Source organism: Kitasatospora sp. NPDC001664 (assembly GCF_053596675.1).
The window spans coordinates 395,822-411,461 of the sequence record NZ_JBSFGS010000001.1; the positions used below are offsets into that span (position 1 = coordinate 395,822).

Annotated in this window: 13 protein-coding genes; 2 read left to right on the forward strand and 11 right to left on the reverse strand. The window is 73.7% G+C overall.

Annotation, left to right across the window (positions count from 1 at the left end):
* Positions 1-2: 2 nt before the first annotated feature.
* The 9 genes from ACWCYY_RS01795 to ACWCYY_RS01835 all read right to left on the reverse strand — a co-directional run bounded on the left by ACWCYY_RS01795 (position 3) and on the right by ACWCYY_RS01835 (position 9,068).
* On the reverse strand, positions 3-209 hold the full coding sequence (locus tag ACWCYY_RS01795; RefSeq protein WP_345288695.1) for an MbtH family protein: 207 nt from the start codon (positions 207-209) through the stop codon (positions 3-5).
* Positions 210-308: 99 nt separating this feature from the next.
* The gene (locus ACWCYY_RS01800) at positions 309-1,745 is read right to left on the reverse strand and encodes an amidase family protein (protein WP_449794783.1); all 1,437 of its coding nucleotides are present in this window, start codon (positions 1,743-1,745) and stop codon (positions 309-311) included.
* Complete coding sequence (locus ACWCYY_RS01805) at positions 1,738-3,021, reverse strand: MFS transporter (protein ID WP_449794784.1); 1,284 nt, start codon at positions 3,019-3,021, stop codon at positions 1,738-1,740. Before ACWCYY_RS01805 ends, ACWCYY_RS01800 begins: the two co-directional genes overlap by 8 nt.
* A complete protein-coding gene (locus ACWCYY_RS01810; RefSeq protein WP_449794785.1) occupies positions 3,014-4,318 on the reverse strand; it encodes a glutamate synthase-related protein in 1,305 nt (434 codons plus the stop codon). The genes ACWCYY_RS01805 and ACWCYY_RS01810 overlap by 8 nt, the downstream gene beginning before the upstream one ends.
* Positions 4,315-5,334, reverse strand: coding sequence for an asparagine synthetase A (locus ACWCYY_RS01815; protein WP_449794786.1), 1,020 nt, complete (start codon positions 5,332-5,334; stop codon positions 4,315-4,317). Before ACWCYY_RS01815 ends, ACWCYY_RS01810 begins: the two co-directional genes overlap by 4 nt.
* Positions 5,331-6,566 carry a methylaspartate mutase gene (locus ACWCYY_RS01820; RefSeq protein WP_449794844.1) on the reverse strand — a complete coding sequence of 412 codons (1,236 nt, stop codon included), beginning with the start codon at positions 6,564-6,566 and terminating at the stop codon, positions 5,331-5,333. Before ACWCYY_RS01820 ends, ACWCYY_RS01815 begins: the two co-directional genes overlap by 4 nt.
* Before the next feature lie 107 nt (positions 6,567-6,673).
* Positions 6,674-7,174 carry a cobalamin B12-binding domain-containing protein gene (locus ACWCYY_RS01825; RefSeq protein WP_449794787.1) on the reverse strand — a complete coding sequence of 167 codons (501 nt, stop codon included), beginning with the start codon at positions 7,172-7,174 and terminating at the stop codon, positions 6,674-6,676.
* A gap of 334 nt (positions 7,175-7,508) precedes the next feature.
* Positions 7,509-8,690, reverse strand: a complete 1,182-nt coding sequence (locus tag ACWCYY_RS01830; protein WP_449794788.1) for an AAA family ATPase — start codon at positions 8,688-8,690, stop codon at positions 7,509-7,511.
* A gap of 192 nt (positions 8,691-8,882) precedes the next feature.
* Positions 8,883-9,068: a hypothetical protein gene (locus ACWCYY_RS01835; RefSeq protein ID WP_449794789.1), complete on the reverse strand. Its 186-nt coding sequence runs from the start codon at positions 9,066-9,068 to the stop codon at positions 8,883-8,885.
* 315 nt (positions 9,069-9,383) lie between these two features.
* Between ACWCYY_RS01835 and ACWCYY_RS01840 the strand changes: the two genes are divergently transcribed.
* Positions 9,384-10,388 (forward strand): response regulator transcription factor, encoded by a 1,005-nt coding sequence (locus tag ACWCYY_RS01840; protein ID WP_449794790.1) that lies wholly within the window; start codon positions 9,384-9,386, stop codon positions 10,386-10,388.
* A 56-nt stretch (positions 10,389-10,444) separates the two neighbouring features.
* Here the strand turns inward: ACWCYY_RS01840 and ACWCYY_RS01845 are convergent, their stop codons facing one another.
* Together ACWCYY_RS01845 and ACWCYY_RS01850 are read right to left on the reverse strand one after the other, a co-directional pair.
* The gene (locus tag ACWCYY_RS01845) at positions 10,445-12,772 is read right to left on the reverse strand and encodes a collagenase (protein ID WP_449794791.1); all 2,328 of its coding nucleotides are present in this window, start codon (positions 12,770-12,772) and stop codon (positions 10,445-10,447) included.
* 85 nt (positions 12,773-12,857) lie between these two features.
* A complete protein-coding gene (locus tag ACWCYY_RS01850; RefSeq protein WP_449794792.1) occupies positions 12,858-14,204 on the reverse strand; it encodes a helix-turn-helix domain-containing protein in 1,347 nt (448 codons plus the stop codon).
* A 139-nt stretch (positions 14,205-14,343) separates the two neighbouring features.
* Here ACWCYY_RS01850 and ACWCYY_RS01855 point away from each other — a divergent pair, with 139 nt between their 5' ends.
* Positions 14,344-15,636, forward strand: coding sequence for a M64 family metallopeptidase (locus ACWCYY_RS01855; protein WP_449794793.1), 1,293 nt, complete (start codon positions 14,344-14,346; stop codon positions 15,634-15,636).
* The last annotated feature ends 4 nt before the right edge of the window (positions 15,637-15,640 follow it).

Consider the following 15,640-nt stretch of genomic DNA (forward strand, 5'->3'; position numbering starts at 1 on the left):
GGTCAGGAGGCCTGGGCGACCAGGCTGGCGGGGCGCAGATCGGTCCAGTGCTCCTCGATGTAGCCGAGGGCCTCGGCCCGGGTGGCCCCGGACTTGACGGTCTCCCAGCCGGCCGGGACCTCGATGGCGGCGGGCCAGAGCGAGTGCTGGTTCTCGTGGTTCACCAGCACCAGGAAGGTGCCGTCCTCGTTCTCGAAGGGGTTGCTCATCGGGTCCTCCTGGGGAGTCGTTGTGGGGCTTACGCTATGAGCTCCGTGCTTCCCAACTGGGCAGTCATGCACGGCAGTTGAGCGGCAGTTGAGCGGCAGTTAGGGCAGCAGTGCGGGGGTGCGGCGGACCGCGCAGGCCTCGGCCACCCGCAGCGCGACCGGCAGCAGCCGGGCCAGCGTGGGCGGGCCGAAGACCGAGACGCCGAGCGGGAGTTCGCGGAACTGCCCGACCGGCAGCGAGACGTTCGGGTACCCGGCCAGCGCGGCCGGGGTGGAGCTGCCGGGGGTGCCCGGGTCGCCGAGCTCGTAGTCCAGCACCGGGGCCGGCTCGTTGGTGGGTGCCAGCAGCGCCTGGACGCCGTAGCGGCGCATGGTGCGGTCCAGCAGCCTGCGCGCCGCGTCCCGGGAACGCTGCCGGGCGGGCACGGCCCGTTCCCGCTCGCCGGGCCCGATCAGCTGGGCCTGCTCGAAGAGGTCCTGGCCGAAGAGCGAGAGCTCGACCGGATCGCTCCGGTTGCCCTCGATCAGCTCGGCCAGCGTGCGCGGGCCGCCGGGCCGCCCGGCCAGGTACTGCTCCAGCGCCGGGCGGAACTCGGCGTACATCGCCAACAGCCCGTCCTCGACGGTCTGCTGGTCCAGCGCCAGCTCCACCGGCACCACCGCGATCCCGGCGGAGCGCAGCGCCTGGGTGGCCGAGTCCAGCACGGCGTCCACCACCCCCGGCATCCGCGGCACCCGCCAGACGCCGACCCGGAGCATCCCCGGATCGGGCTCGGGGGCGGTCTGCCCGCCGAGCACCGACAGGGCCAGCGCGGCGTCGGAGAGCCGGGAGGCCAGCACGCCGACGCTGTCCAGTTCGGGAGTGATCGGCACCACCCCGTCCAGCGGCAGCAGACCGGTCTCCGGCTTCACCCCGACCACCCCGCACAGCCCCGCCGGGCCGACGATCGAGCCGTCGGTCTCGGTGCCCAGCGCCAGCGGGGCCATCCCGGTGGCCACCGCCACCGCCGAGCCGGCCGAGGAGCCGCCCGGGCTGCGGTCCAGCCGGTACGGGTTGCGGGTCTGCCCGCCGACCCCGGACCAGCCCTCGGTGGCCTGCGTGGAGCGGAAGTTGGACCACTCGGAGAGGTTGGTCTTGCCGAGCACCACCGCCCCCGCCGCGCGCAGCCCGGCCACCACCCGGGCGTCCCGGGCCGGCGGGTGGCCGGCCAGCAGGCGCGAGCCCGCCGAGCCGGCCAGACCGGCGGTGTCGATGTTGTCCTTCACCAGCACCGGGATGCCGTCCAGCGGCCCGCGTTCGGCTCCGGCCGCGTACCGGCGGTCGGCCCGGGCGGCCTGCTCCAGCGCCGACTCGTCCACCGCCAGCACCGCGTTCACCAGCGGGTCCACCAGCTCGATCCGCTCCAGGCAGCGCCGGGTGAGCGAGACGCTGGTCAGCCGCCCGTCGCGCAACTGGGCCTGCAGCTCCGGGAGTCCGGGGAAGCCGGCGGCTCCGTGGTCCAGGCCGGCCGGGCCCAGGTGCGAGGTGTCAGTCAAGGCGCACCCCGCGCAGTCCGGGGGAGGCCAGGGTGACCAGCGCGGCGGCCACCGCGAAGACCGCGAAGACGCCCATCGCGGCGGTGAAGCCCAGCAGGCTCACCATCGCGCCGACCGCCAGGTTGGCCAGCGGGGCGGCGGCGAAGATGACCAGCGAGAGCACCGACATCACCCGGCCGCGCATCGGCGCCTCGGTCCAGCGCTGCAGCATCGAGACCAGCACCAGGCCGGACTGGCCGGTCACCATGCCGAGCACCGCGTAGCAGGCCATCGCCAGCGGCAGCGAGTCGGTGAAGGCGATCGCGGTCAGCGCCAGCGCCGCCGCCCAGACGGTGGAGACCAGCACCCGGCCGCCGTGCTTCCCGGGCGGCCAGGCCATGGTGACCAGCGAACTGGCCACCGCGCCCACGGTGTAGGCGGTGAGCAGCAGACCGGCGCCGGTGGCCCCGGTGCCCAGCCGCTCGGAGAGCAGCACCAGGCCGAGGTTGACCGGCGGGGCGCAGGCCAGCTCGGTCAGGCCGATCACCAGCAGCACCAGCATGATCCGGCGCTGGCCGCCGACGTAGCGCAGCCCGTCCATCAGCATCTGCTTGAACGGCGGCTTGGGCGGGGCGGGTTCGGTGCTCGGCTGCGGATGTGGCTGTGGCTGCGCCGGGGCCCGGGTGTACTTCACCCGGCCGGAGGCGAAGGCGGAGAGCAGGAAGCTGGCCGCGTTGGCCAGCGCCACCAGCGGGACGCCGCCGGCCGCCACCAGCCAGGCGCCGACCGGGCCGCCGGCGGCCTGCCCGCCCCGGATGCCGAAGACGAACAGCGCGTTGCCCCGGACCAGGTCCTTGTCCTCCAGGATCAGCGGCTTGACCGCACCGGAGGCCGGGATGAAGAAGGCGCTGATCAGCGCGAGCAGCAGGGCCGCGCCGAGCAGGACCGGCACCGAGGGGCTGCTCACCGCGATCAGGCCGGCCGCGGCCAGCATCACCGCGCCGCGCAGCAGGTCGGTGACCACCATCACCCGGCGCGGGCCGCTGCGGTCGGCGATCACGCCGCCGCCGAGCAGGCCGATCAGCCGGGGCAGGCTGGCCGCGGTGAGCACCGCGCCGGCCGTGGCCGGGCTGAAGTCCCGCACCAGGGTCCAGGTGAGCGCCACGTACCAGGCGGAGTCGCCGAGTTGGGACAGGCTCATGGCCCCGGTGAAGGAGAGGTAGTTCAGGCCGAGCGGGCCGTGGCGGCGCGAGGGCGCGGCGGTCTCCTCCTCGGTCCTGGGGAGCGTGTCAGCCATGGTGCAGCACCTCCGGAACGCGCAGGACAGGGGACGGCGAGGGCAGGCCGGCGGGCTGCGGCCAGACGTCCTCGGGGGAGAGGGCGGAGGGCGTGTACTTGCCCACCGCGCTGATCAGCAGCCGCAGTTCGAGCGCCAGGGCCTCCACCAGCCTGGTCAGGCCGGCCTCCGGGTCCTCGTCGGTGGCCACCAGGGCGGCCCGGCCGAGCCCGGCGGCGGTGGCGCCGAGCGCCAGGCTCTTCACCACCCGGCTGCCCTCCCACATCCGGCCGGAGACCAGCAGGCAGTCCGGCCGGGCGCCGATCCGGGCCAGGCACTCGCCGAGCGGCAGCCCGGAGTGCGCGATCGAGGCCACCGGAGCCCAGCCGGTGCCGCCCTCGGCACCGTCCACGGTCACCGAGTCGGCGCCGGCGGCCCAGGCGGTGGCGGCGGCGTGCGCCACGTCCCGGCCGGGGTGGAGCTTCACCCAGACCCTCGCCCGGGGGTAGTTGTTGCGCATCAGCCGGATCTGCTGACGGAGGATCTCCTCGGTGAAGGTGCCCGGGCTGCTGCACCGCAGCACCCGGTCGGCCTCCGGGCCGAAGACCTCGTCCAGGGCGAACTGCTCGTCCACCGCGGCGGCCGCCGCCCGGTCCAGCACCGTCATCCCGCCCAGGCCCGGCTTGGCGCCCTGACCCACCTTCAGCTCGAAGGCCAGCCGGCCGCTCTCCAGCAGCGGCTGGGTGCTCGGGTCGCTGTAGACCAGGTTCCACACCTCCGCGTCGGCGTCCTCGGTGGACTGCTGGACCGCCACCCCGCCCAGCCCGTACGGGAGTTCCTCCAGGTAGGCGGCGATCCGGGCCAGCGCGGTGCGCCTGGTCTGCTCCCCGGTGCGGCCGTAGCCGCTCATCGGCACGATGTTCTCGCCGATCACCATCGGGATGCCGAGGCGCCCGGCCTGCCGGCTCGCGGCCAGCACCTGGTCGGTGCCGGCCGCCTTGGTGGAGCCGAAGGCGGAGAGGTAGAGCGGGAGGGCGGAGCGCAGGCCGCCGATCACGGTGGCGAGCTCCACGTCGGTGTGCAGCGGCTCCCGGCCGAGCTCGATCAGCTTCTCCAGCCGCTGCGGCATGAAGACCGGCGGGGTGATCCGCAGCTGCTCCAACGGGTCGGTGGAGACGCTCTGTTCGGCTCCGAAGAGGGTGTGGCCGTAGTGCGCCTCGCCGGGGAAGGCGGCGGCCGCGCCGAGCCGGGCCCGCTCGCGGATCGCCTGCTCCGGCAGGCCCCGGGTGTGCAGACCGGGGGTCTGCGGGCCGGTCACGGGGACACCACCCCGGGCAGCTTCGGGAAGGCGTTGGCCTGCCAGGCGGAGTCCAGGCCGGTCACGTAGCGGGTGAAGCGCTCCACCCCGATGCCGAAGCCGGCCGAGGCGGGGATGCCCTCGCGGACCAGCTGGAGGTACCAGCCGTACTTGGCCGGGTTCTCCCCGGTCTCCCGCATCCGGGTGACGATCCTGGCGTAGTCGAACTCCCGCTCGCTGCCGCTGCACAGCTCGCCGTAGCCCTCCGGGGCCAGCAGGTCGAAGTTGCGCAGCACGCCCGCGGTCTCGGCGCTCTCCCGGTCGTAGAAGCCGCGCGAGCCCTTGGGGTAGTCGGTGACGAAGAAGGGCTTCTCGGCGCGTTCGGAGATCAGCGCCTCGCCGGTCCAGTCGATCTCGGCGTCCGGGCTCTGCGGGTGACCGCCCTCGCGCAGCTCCGCGACCGCCTCGGCGTGCGTCATCCGGCCGAAGGCCTCGCCGAGCAGCCCGGCGAAGGCGCCCACGTCCCGGCCCAGCTCCTCGAACTCGCCCGGGAGCCGGGTGACGGCGCGGGAGACCATGTGCCGCACCAGGCCCTCGACCACGGCGGTGATCTCGTCCCGGGAGGCGCCGGCCATCTCCACGTCGATCTGGTGGAACTCGGCCAGGTGGCGGTTGGTGTTGCAGGTCTCCAGCGGCTCCAGGCGGACGTTGGGCGCGATGCAGAAGATCTTCGGGAAGGCCAGCAGCGAGGCCTGCTTGTAGAGGATGGCACTGGTCATCAGCTTGTACTGGTGGCCGTAGTAGTCCACGTCCACCTGCTTGGCGCCGCGCGCGCCCGGGTCGGTGACCGGGCCGATCACCGGCGGCAGCATCTCGTGGAAGCCGAGGCCGGTGAGGTACTCGCGGGCACCCGCCAGCAGCTCCTGCTGGATCCGCAGCACGGTGCGGGTGGTGGCCGAGGTCAGGTGGGCGCGCGGGTCGGCCGGGGGCAGCAGCTGCTCCCAGGTGCGCGCGGTGGGCTCGACGGTGCTGGTCATCGGACGGACTCCTTGGTCTGGGAGGGGAGTTGACGGGTGGTGGCGAGATCGAGGGCGAGCCGGTCGAAGCGCTGCTGGACGTAGGAGAGGGAGCTGATCAGCCCCGAGGAGGTCATCCGGGCGGTGGAGCGGGTGCTGCCGCGCACCGGCATCGCGCCGGTGTCGGACCAGTGCAGCCGTCCGGCCGAGTCCAGGTAGCTGCGGGAGCGCCCGGCGTTGTCCGGGTGCAGGCAGTACGGGACGTCCAGCACCCCGCGGGCGAAGGCCCGGGTCAGCGCGCGGCCGAGGTCGGGGTCGAGGTCGAGCACGGCGTGCACCAGGTCGAGCGCCTCGGCGTGGATGCCGGTGTCGCCCACCTCGGGCGGCGTCCCCGCGCTCTCGGAGGCGCGGGCGGCGGCCTCCAGCGCCAGGACGTTCTCCTCGACGGTGGGGATCCGGTGCGCCTCGGCGGTGGTCTTGACGATCAGCCGGGCGGCGCCGGTGTGCACCGCGAGCCGGGCGGCCTCCTCCAGCAGCAGGGTCGCGCCGCCGGGGGTGCGCGGGTAGACGCCCATGTAGGCGTAGACCACCAGGTGCCAGTCGGTGTCCCCGAGCAGCTCGGCGGCGATCCGGCCGAGCGCGGTGACGGCCTCCAGGTCCTGCCCGGGGTGGGTCTGCTGGGCGTAGCTGAGCGAGACGGAGCGCAGGCCGTGGGCGCGGAAGAACAGCGCCTCCAGCACGCTGATCGCCACCAGCAGGCTCGGCGGGGCGAGTTGGCCCATCATGCAGCCGCCGAAGGTCTCCAGGTGCGGCTCCAGCCCCTGGTCGCGCAGCCGGGCCAGCACGGCCACGCTCGCCTCCCAGTTGGCCACCGACCGCTCGACCGGGGTCCGGCTGTAGGGCAGGCAGTAGGAGATCGGGCCGCCCTCACTGGCCGTCAGACCGGCCGCCACCGCCGCCTCGAAGATCTCCTGCGGGGCGGCCGAACCGTGCCGGACCTGCACCGGGAAGGAGGGGCCGGCGATGCCCTCGGTGACGCCGAGGGTGGTCGCGGTGGAGTAGGCGACGATCGGGTAGCCGTTCAGCGGCACGCCCTCGGCCAGTGCCCGGCGGGCGGCCCGGTGGTCGCCGACCCGGGTGTAGCTGTCCAGGGTGAGGGTGCCGACGGTGGTGGCGTCGGCCTGACGGGTCGCCAGCAGTCCGGCCCGCATCCGGGCCGGGTCGCTCATGCCCATCCGGGGCTGCACCACCAGGCGGCCGGAGTTGCGGGCGGCGCGGACGTAGCCGCCGAAGGAGCCGGCCGGCGGTGCAGCGGTTCCGGGGGCCGGGGCGGTGCCGTCGGGGCGTCGTGCGGGGGCGCTCACCGGGCACCGGCCAGCGGGACGGCGACGGCGCGCCTGGCGGGGATGGCCCGCACGTAGTCGTGGAAGCGGGCGATCCCGGTGCCGTCCTGGAACACCGCGTCGAACCCGGCCTCGGTCAACTCGGCCACCTGGCCGTCCTGTTCGGCTCCGGCGATGCCGAGCTTGCCGCCGATCACCACCCGGGTGGCGCGCAGCTCGGGTCGGGCCCGGAGCTGCCGGATCACCCGGCGGCCGTCGTTCAGGCCGTGCCCGTTGACGGTGGAGACCACCACCAGGTCGGGGCGGCGGGCCAGGCACTCGTCGATCAGCAGCTGGTCCGGCACGCAGGCACCGAGGTTGGTGACCCGGTGGCCCGACTCCTCCAGCAGGAGCTGGAGGTAGATGAGGTTCCAGGTGTGGGCGTCGGAGGCCACGCTGGTGACCAGCACGTCCAGGCCGGTGCGGTCGGCCCGGGCGGTGCGGGGGCGCGGCTGGGCAGGGCGGTGCTTCAACTCCATGGTCGTCTCACAGGGTGGTCGAGGGCACGCCGGACCACGGGGGTCGGTACGGCGGAGGGGCCCGGTGGGCTGCGGCGCTGCGGTGATCGGCGCCGACAGCCGAACGCTAGGCGGCGGCGCGGCGCTCGCCCGGCAGTTCGCACCGGCAGGCGGGCGGCGGTTCGGTGGCGCGCGCGGGTAGGTAGGTGGTCACCCCGGGGGCGCGAGGAACTGCGCGAGGCGGAAGAAGCGGAGCCGATCGTCGGGTGCGGGGAATGAGCTGCAACTGGGAGTCCGTACCCGGCAGTCGGGTCGTCGTCTCCCGCTTCGCGCAGTTCCTCGCGCCCCTGGCGGTTCACCCCGTGGCGGCGAGGACTCGCAGGGGGCGTGCGGCCGGGGCCGGGGTGGTCGCCTCGAGGAGGGCGTGGCGGACCAGGTAGGGGACGGTGAAGCGTTCGCCGGAGTCCAGGTCATCGGCGGTGGCGCCGGGCGTGGCCCGCACCAGCCCGCGCACCAGCAGGGCGTGCACGGCGGTGGCCAGTTCGGCGGCCGGGGTGCGGGTCCGCGCGAGCAGCTGCTCGAAGGAGCGCCCGGGGCCTCGGCCGGGACCGGCCAGGTGGCGGAGCAACTCGCGTTCGGCATAGGCCAGTTCGCCGATGCTCTGGTGCAGCGCGGCGCGCAGCACCGGCCCGGCGGCGGGGGAGTCGGCGGGCTCCAGCGGGCTCTGCCTGGCCCAGAGCAGCAGGCGGCGCGGCGGCTGGATCAGGCACCACTCGGCGGCGTGCTCGATGGCGGCCGGCAGCCCGTCGAGGCGGCGGCAGAGCTCGGCCACGGTGGCGGCCTCCGCCGGATCCAGCCGGTGGCCGGGGCGGACGTGCTGGAGTCGGGCGAGGAAGAGCCGGACGGCGTCCTGGCGCAGCAGGTCGGCCGGGTCGGCGCCGGGTGCGGGGCGCGGGGCGGGCAGCGGGGCCAGCGGCAGCACCCGTTCGCCGGGCAGCCGCAGCGGTGCCGCGGCGGTGGTCAGGACGCGCAACCCCGGGTGGCGGGCGAGGAGTTCGGCGATCGGCGGACCGTCCTGGAGGCAGTCGACCAGCAGGAGGGCGTCCGGGGCGGCGAGGGCGCCGTTCACGGTCCAGCCGCTGCGGTGCAGGCGGTCCGCGGCGGCGCCGGCCAGCCGGGTCTTGCCCACCCCGGGCAGGCCGGTGACGGTGACCAGCCGGCGTCCGCCCTCGCGGAGCAGGCCGAGCAGGGCGGCGAGTTCGGCCTCGCGGCCGATCAGCGCGGGGTCGGGCGGGGCCTCGCGGCCCTCGGTGTTCTCGGTGGCGGCCCGCTCGAACGCGGCACGTCTGGCGCCCTCCAGGCGGAGGGTGGCGACCAGCAGCCGGACGGTCTCCCGGCGGGGCCGGTGCACCCGGCCGGACTCGAGATCGCGGACGGCGCGGACGCTGAGCGCGGAGAGGTCGGCCAGTTCCTGCTGGGTGAGTCCGGCGTGCCGGCGGAATTCCCTGAGGAGGCCGGAGAATCGGACAGAATTCAACGCTTCGTCCACGGTCTGATTTCCCCACGTCTCTCTGTCCGTATTGGATGTCTGTCGCGTTCCGGCGGCATATCCGGACTTCTTGTCATGTCCGCGCTTCGCCGATTCGGGCCGGTCGCCCGCTCGCGCCCGGGTGCTCCGTCGCCGTGCGGCCGGGGTGGCCGTCCGCGGGGTGCGGGCCCGGGGATGCGGTCAGCCCCAGCCCAGGTCAGAACCGGTGGACGGGCTCGGGGAGGGGACCACGGTCACGTTGGTGGTCTGCGAGCCGGTGTCGGCGACGGTGTCGGCGGAGGCCGGGGAGGCGGCGAGGGTGGCGAGGAGGGCCGTGGCGGTGGCGGCGAAGAATACAGCAGCGGTGGTGAAGAGCTTGCGGTCCATGGTGGTTTCCCCTCGACTTCCCGATGTTCGCCGGGTGTTTCCCGGCAACGACGAGTCTGCCGGGGCCCCGAAGGCCGGGTAAGGGCCCTCCAGGGGCCGTGAGTACGCCATGACGCAGATACGAGGGGGTCATACCGGACAAGCCCGGACATGACGGACCGTCATGTGGTTGCTCCGTGAAGGAACTGCGGCCGGATCAGGTGCCCTTGTCGTCCATTCGGCGATAACATGACATACGACTCCCCTTCGTATGTACATTCGACCATGGCGGGATGTGTGGCCGTGCGCTCCGTCGGACCTGGCACAACCTTTGTGATGGCAGAACTGGGCCCGGAAGAGCTGGAGTTGTTCCAGTACGTGGCCGAGCGGCAGCAGGTGGACGGAGACGAGTTACGTCAGGATCCGGACCGCGCCCGGACGGTGGACCGGCTGCTGGAGCTCCGACTCCTCAAGCGCTCGGCGACCCGGCCCGGGATGCTGCTGGCCGGCCTGCCGGAGGCCGCCGCCGCCGAGCTGCTGGCCCCGGCGGAGCGGGAGATCGAGCAGCGCAGACGGGAGATCGAGACCACTCGGCAGCGCCTCGCCGCCTTCCAATTCGCCTACGAGCAGGCCAAGTTCACCTCAGGGTCGGTCGGCGGCGGGGTCCAGCGGCTGACCGACCTGGACGAGGTCCGGGCCGTCATCACCGAGCTGGCGGACGGGGCCGCCGAGGAGATCCTGACCTCGCAGCCGGGCGGCGCCCGCAAGGACGACGTGCTCAAGGAGTCGCTGGCCCGCACCGAGCGGGTGCTCGCCCGCGGCGTGCGGATGCGCACGCTCTACCAGCACACCGCCCAGTTCTCCACGGTGACGGTGGAGTACGTGGATCACGTCTCCCGCCTCGGCGCCGAGATCCGCACCCTGGGCGACGGCTTCATGCGGATGCTGGCCTTCGACCAGACCGCCGCCGTGATCGCCATGCGCGACAGCGACGCCGGCTGCATGCTGCTGCGTGACCCGAGCCTGGTCGACTTCGCCATCGGTGCCTTCGAGCGGGCCTGGACCTCGGCCACCCCGTTCCCCGAGAACTACAGCCAGGAGCGGGTGCTGGCCATCTCCGAGGACATGAAGCTCTCCATCGTCCGGCTGCTGGTGCAGGGGCTGGAGGACCGGGCGATCGCCCGCCGGATGGGCATGTCGCTGCGCACCTGCCAGCGCCACGTGTCCGACATCATGGACAAGCTCGGCGCCCGCAGCCGGCTCCACGCGGGTTTCCTGATCCACGAGTTGGGCCTCGACCTCGGCCCGGGCGGGCCGTCCGGCGAGCGTACGGAGATCTGAACGACGGTGCCCCGCAGGCCGAACCGGCCTGCGGGGCACCGTCGTTCAGGGGGTGCTCAGTACCGCGTGGTGACGCTGACGCCGTCGAAGCCCTGCTGGGCGTAGAGGCTGAAGAACACCCAGCCGGAGGGCGGGTCGCTGATGGTGAGCGTCTCGCCGTTGCCGGTGTTCACGGACTTGGCCAGGTAGGACGAGGTGGTCGCCCAGCTGGAGCCGTTGTAGTAGAGGTCGCCGTTGCCGGTGCCGCCGCTGCTGGTGACGGTGAGCTGCCGCACGCCGGCCGGCAGGTAGACGAACATGTAGCTGTAGTTGCCGGTGGTGGCCGCGACGCCGTCCCGGCGGCAGTCCTTGTCGTACTGCCGGGTGTCGGCCTGGGTGCAGAGCGGGGCCGGGGGCTGCTGGAGGCTGCCGCACTGGCCGGCGCCGCAGGCGGTCAGCCAGGCGGCGAAGTCGGCGTCGTAGCGGGTGCCGATGGTCGAGGTCAGCAGGGTGCGGGCACCCGCCCAGTCGCCGGCCCGGTACTTGGCCAGCAGCGTGGCCATGTCCTGCGGGTGCGACTGGAGCATGTAACGGACCGCCAGGTAGCCCCAGTTGTAGACCCGGGTGGAGTCGGCGTTGTCGTAGGTGGTGTCGAAGAGGGTGCTCAGCTTGTAGGTGCCCTTGGCCGCCTGCGCGATGGCGTCGTCGTAGCGGACGTTCCGGTAGGTGTAGGAGACGTACTCGGCGACGCCCTCGACCCACCAGACGGTCGGGGTGGACATCCCGGCCTCGAAGTCGCCGGCCATGTCGAAGCGGCCGTCCAGGTAGTGGGTGTACTCGTGGTTCAGGTTCCAGATCTGGAAGGCCGGGCGCTCCCAGGTGGCCTCGTGGGCGATGAAGCGGGCCTGGTTGCCGGCCTTGGACGGGTCGCCCTCCAGGTACATCCCGCCGTTGTCGACCTCGATGTCGTAGATCGACCAGGCGTAGAGGCTGTAGTCGTAGTAGGAGTCGAAGACCACCACCTCGAGGCGCTGGTTCTGGTCGCCCGCGACCGGGCCGCCGTCCTTCACCAGGGAGTGGAAGAAGGCGTCCTGGTTGGCCAGGCTGGTGCAGGTGCCGGCCAGTTCGGCGGCGCTCATGTCCTGGGCGCGGATGCGCAGCGTGGGGCCGCAGGTGTGGTCCACGGTGAGCACCAGCGGGATCAGCCGGGTGGGCAGGTCGCAGATGCCGTAGAGGGCGCAGTTGCCCTTGTCCTTGTTCTCCGCGAACCAGGCCAGGTTCATGGTCAGCGGGCCGGTGGCGCCGACCAGCGGGTAGCGGGCGATCAGGTCCTTGACCAGCGGGCGGGCCTGGGGCCGCAGTTCGGGGAAGGAGACCAGCGAGCCGAGCTGGATGCCGATCGAGGTGGCCAGGTCGCCGCCGGTCAGGCCGGCCGCGTTGCGGGTGACCAGGTCGGCCATCGCGGTGGCGAAGGACGGGTCGGCCTGCAGGGCCGCGATGAACTCGGGCAGCTCGGTGCCGCGCTCGATGACGGTGCGGGTGTTGTCCACCGCGCTCCACATGGCGCCGCCGGTGGACGGGTTGAAGCCGTTGAGCAGCCACTTGACCACGCCGGTGTAGCGGGCGTTCTCCTGGGCGCTGTCGATCAGGGTGACGGCCTCGGCCAGGGTCTCGCCGTTGGCCTGGCTGACGTCCTTGGAGCGCGGGGCGCCGAAGAAGGCGTCCAGGGCGCCGCGGGTGGCGCCCTTCAGCGGGGTGCCGTAGGTGCCGACCTCGTTCGGGAAGCGCCACTGCACGTAGTAGCCGACCCGCAGGAAGAGCACCAGCTGGCCGATGGCGGAGCTGTTGGTGCCGTCGTAGGTGGCCGAGGCGGTGCGCAGCGCGTCGGCGACGGTGGCCATCTGGGCCTCGCGGAAGACCTTGGCGGCGCCGGCGGCGTCCAGGCTGAAGAGCGAGTTCATGCAGGCCACGTCGACCGACCTGACCTGCTGGACCAGGGCGGCGCCGGTCCTGGCGAAGTCGGCGGGGGTGCAGCTCGCGGCGGCGAGCGCGCTCGGCGCGGAGCGCAGCGCCTTGCCCTGCTTCTGCTCGTGGGGGGTGCCGGCCCTGGGGGAGTCCTGAGCGTCCGTCAGGGTCTCGCCCGGGACGGGCCGGTGGTCGTCCGGCACCTGGGGGGACTTGGGCAGCGGGAAGCTGCGGGGGGCCGGGTGGCCCTGGGGCTGCGGGGCGGGGGTGGCGGCGCGGCTCTGCGGGGCGAACAGGCCCAGGGTGAGCAGGAACGCGAACGCCAGGGTGAGCAGACGGCCCAGCTGGGCCGTCGGTATCCGGGAGGGTCGCACGGTGGGGGCCTCCGGGCCGAGTAGTGGCCGTGCGGTGGGGGGCGCGGCCGACTCAATGTGTGACATGTAAAATGGCACACCTCGGACCGGGTACGGAAGGCCCGTCAGATCTCGGATGGGTATCGGAGGGGAAGGTTCCGGAAGGGTCGGCTCAGGGGATCGGCGGCCGGGTCGGGCCGGGGCCCAGCGTGGTGGTGCCGGGTGCGGCACGGTGGCCGAGGCCGGTGCGGTAGACGTCCAGTGCCTGTTCGGTGCGGCCGCTGCGCCGCAGCAGGTCGCCGAGCAGACGGCAGAGGTCCGCCAAGTCACCCGCCGCGCCGGTCCGTTCGAGCAGGGACAGCGCGTTGACGTAGTGCTCCTCGGCGGTCTCGGTCTCGCCCGCCTCCTCCGCCACCAGGCCGAGCAGCCGGTGCGCCCCGGCCGCGTGCACCGCGCCGCGCCCCGGGCCCAGCCGGTCCAGCAGGGCGTGCAGCAGCTCGGCCGCCTCCCGCCTCCGCCCCCGGCGGCGCAGGACGTCGGCCAGCTCCACGTCCACCTGCTCGGTGAACAGCTCCGCCCCGTGCGCGGCCAGCATCGACCGGGCCGTGCGCAACTCGGCTTCGGCCCGGTCGAGTTCACCGTCCTGTGCCAGCACGTAGCCGCGCATCCAGTGGCACTTGGCCAGGTCGGTGCCGAGCCGGAGGTGCCGGTAGAGCTCCTGCGCCCTGGCCAGTGAGGCGTCCGCCTCGGCGGCCCGGCCCTCGGCGATCAGCGTCCGGGCCACGCTGCGGTGCAGCCCCGCCACCAGGGCCGGGTCGGTGGCGGCGGGGGCCAGCGCGAGGGCCAGTTCGGCGGCCTGGGCGGCCCGGGCGTGCGCGCCCATGTCCATGTACGGGCCGATCACGGCGGAGTAGAGCAGCAGCAGCGCGTCCGGGTCCGGCAGCCCGGCCGCGTTCAGCCGGTCGATCGCGCTCTCCAGCAGGTAGCAGGCGTAGCGGAGTTCGCCCGCCAGCAGGTGGGCCACCGCCCGGCCCCGGACGGCGGCCGCCCGGCGCGGCGGCGGTTCGTCGGCCAACAGCTTCTCGGCCGTCTCGAACTGCTCCCGGGCCAGCTCCAGCTCCCCGCTCTCCAGCGCGCACTCGCCGAGCCCCAGGCGGGCGTCCGGGAGCAGCTCGGCCAGGCCGTGCCGCTCGGCCCGCTCCAGCACGGCGGCGAACCGGGCGGCGGCCGCGGCCCGGTCACCGGTGGCCAGTGCGGCCTGCGCCTCGGTGAGGTCCAGCCGCAGCTCGGTGGCCAGGTGGGCGGGCCGGCCGGTGGCCAGCTCGTCCTGGGTCACCCCGAGCCGCTCGGCCAGGTAGTGCAGCGCGGCCTCGGAGGGCCGGACCCGGCCGGCCTCCAGGGTGGAGACGTAGGCGGCGGTGTAGCCCTCGCCGGCGAGTGCGCGCTGGGTCAGGCCCCGTTCGCGGCGCAGCTGTTGGAGACGCTGCCCGATCGCCGTCGGTTCGTCCTGGTCCGTCACGTCCGTCTCCCCTCCGGTGCTGGGCCGCCCGGTCCTGCCCGTCTCACCGCCCCATTGTCGGGGGCGGGACGGGTGCCCTACATTAACTCACCGCTTAAGTGTGATTAACCCTCAACTTACTCCCATCGGAGGTCCGTTCGTGCCCTCGTCCAGGATCGTCCCGTCCGCGCTGGCCACCGCCCTGCTGGCCGGCCTCGCCCTCGCCTCGCCCGCCACGGCGGCCCCGGCGCCGGCCCCGACCGCCCGCCACCAGGTGGAGACCTTCGCCGAGGACGGCACCATAGGCCGCGCCGAGGTCCCCGTCACCAACGCCAAGGCCGCCCCGCAGCGCCTCGCCGCCCCCGTCCAGGGCGACGGCGACGTCTCGGCCGTCGTCCACAACGGCTCCACCGCCGCCAAGCTCGACGTGGTGGTGATCGGCGACGGCTACACCGCCGCCGAGCAGGCCAAGTTCCACAGCGACGCGGCCACCAAGTGGCAGGAGATCACCGCGGTCGAGCCCTACGCGAGCTACCGGTCGCTCTTCAACGTCTGGGCGGTGGACGCCGTCTCGCCCGAGTCCGGCGTCACCGGCGACCCGGACCGCGCCACCACCCGCAGGACCGCCCTCGGCTCCTACTTCTGGTGCGGCGACGTCGAGCGGCTGCTGTGCGTCGACACCGACGCGGTCGAGCGCTACGCGGCCAAGGCCCCCGCCGCCGACCTGGTCATCGTGGTCGCCAACAGCGCCAAGTACGGCGGCGCCGGCTACAACGACGTCTCCTCGGAGCTCGGCTACTCCGGTATCGCCACCGTGGCCGGCGGCAACGCCAAGTCCGGCCAGGTGGCCGTGCACGAGACCGGGCACTCGCTCGGCAAGCTCGCCGACGAGTACTGGTACGACGGCCAGGGCGGCTACACCGGCAAGGAGCCGGCCGAGAGCAACCTCAGCAAGCAGACCCTCGCCCAGATGAAGCGCACCAAGACCAAGTGGTACCGCTGGCTCGGCCAGACCTCGCCCGACGGCGGCACCGTCGGCGCCTACCAGGGCGGCGGGTACTACCCCACGGGCCTGTACCGGCCCACCGACAACTCGATCATGCGATCGCTCGGCCGCGAGTTCAACCTCCCGGGCCGGGAGGCGATGATCGCCGGCTTCCACCGCTACGCCACCACCCTGGCCAGCGACACCCCCACCGCCGCTCCGCTGGGCGCCTCGGCCGTGGTCACCGTCGAACTCCCCACCCCCGGAACGCGGTTGCGCTGGTACCTGGACGGGCGCGAGCTCGTCGGGCTGCGCGACCGCACCACCGTCCGCACCGCCGACCTGCACCTCGGCAAGGGGCAGACCCGCGAGCTCACCGCCCGCGCCACCGACCCCACCCCGGCGGTGCTCGACCCCGACCTCAAGCTCCTGCTCACCGACACCCTCACCTGGCAGGTCACCCGCTGACCTC

Excerpts from the sequence above, each read along its gene's own strand:
- ACWCYY_RS01795 (WP_345288695.1), bottom strand. The coding sequence starts at position 209 with ATGAGCAACCCCTTCGAGAACGAGGACGGCACCTTCCTGGTGCTGGTG.
- ACWCYY_RS01805 (WP_449794784.1), bottom strand. The coding sequence starts at position 3,021 with ATGGCTGACACGCTCCCCAGGACCGAGGAGGAGACCGCCGCGCCCTCG.
- ACWCYY_RS01815 (WP_449794786.1), bottom strand. The coding sequence starts at position 5,334 with ATGACCAGCACCGTCGAGCCCACCGCGCGCACCTGGGAGCAGCTGCTG.
- ACWCYY_RS01825 (WP_449794787.1), bottom strand. The coding sequence starts at position 7,174 with ATGGAGTTGAAGCACCGCCCTGCCCAGCCGCGCCCCCGCACCGCCCGG.
- ACWCYY_RS01835 (WP_449794789.1), bottom strand. The coding sequence starts at position 9,068 with ATGGACCGCAAGCTCTTCACCACCGCTGCTGTATTCTTCGCCGCCACC.
- ACWCYY_RS01840 (WP_449794790.1), top strand. The coding sequence starts at position 9,384 with ATGGCAGAACTGGGCCCGGAAGAGCTGGAGTTGTTCCAGTACGTGGCC.
- ACWCYY_RS01845 (WP_449794791.1), bottom strand. The coding sequence starts at position 12,772 with ATGTCACACATTGAGTCGGCCGCGCCCCCCACCGCACGGCCACTACTC.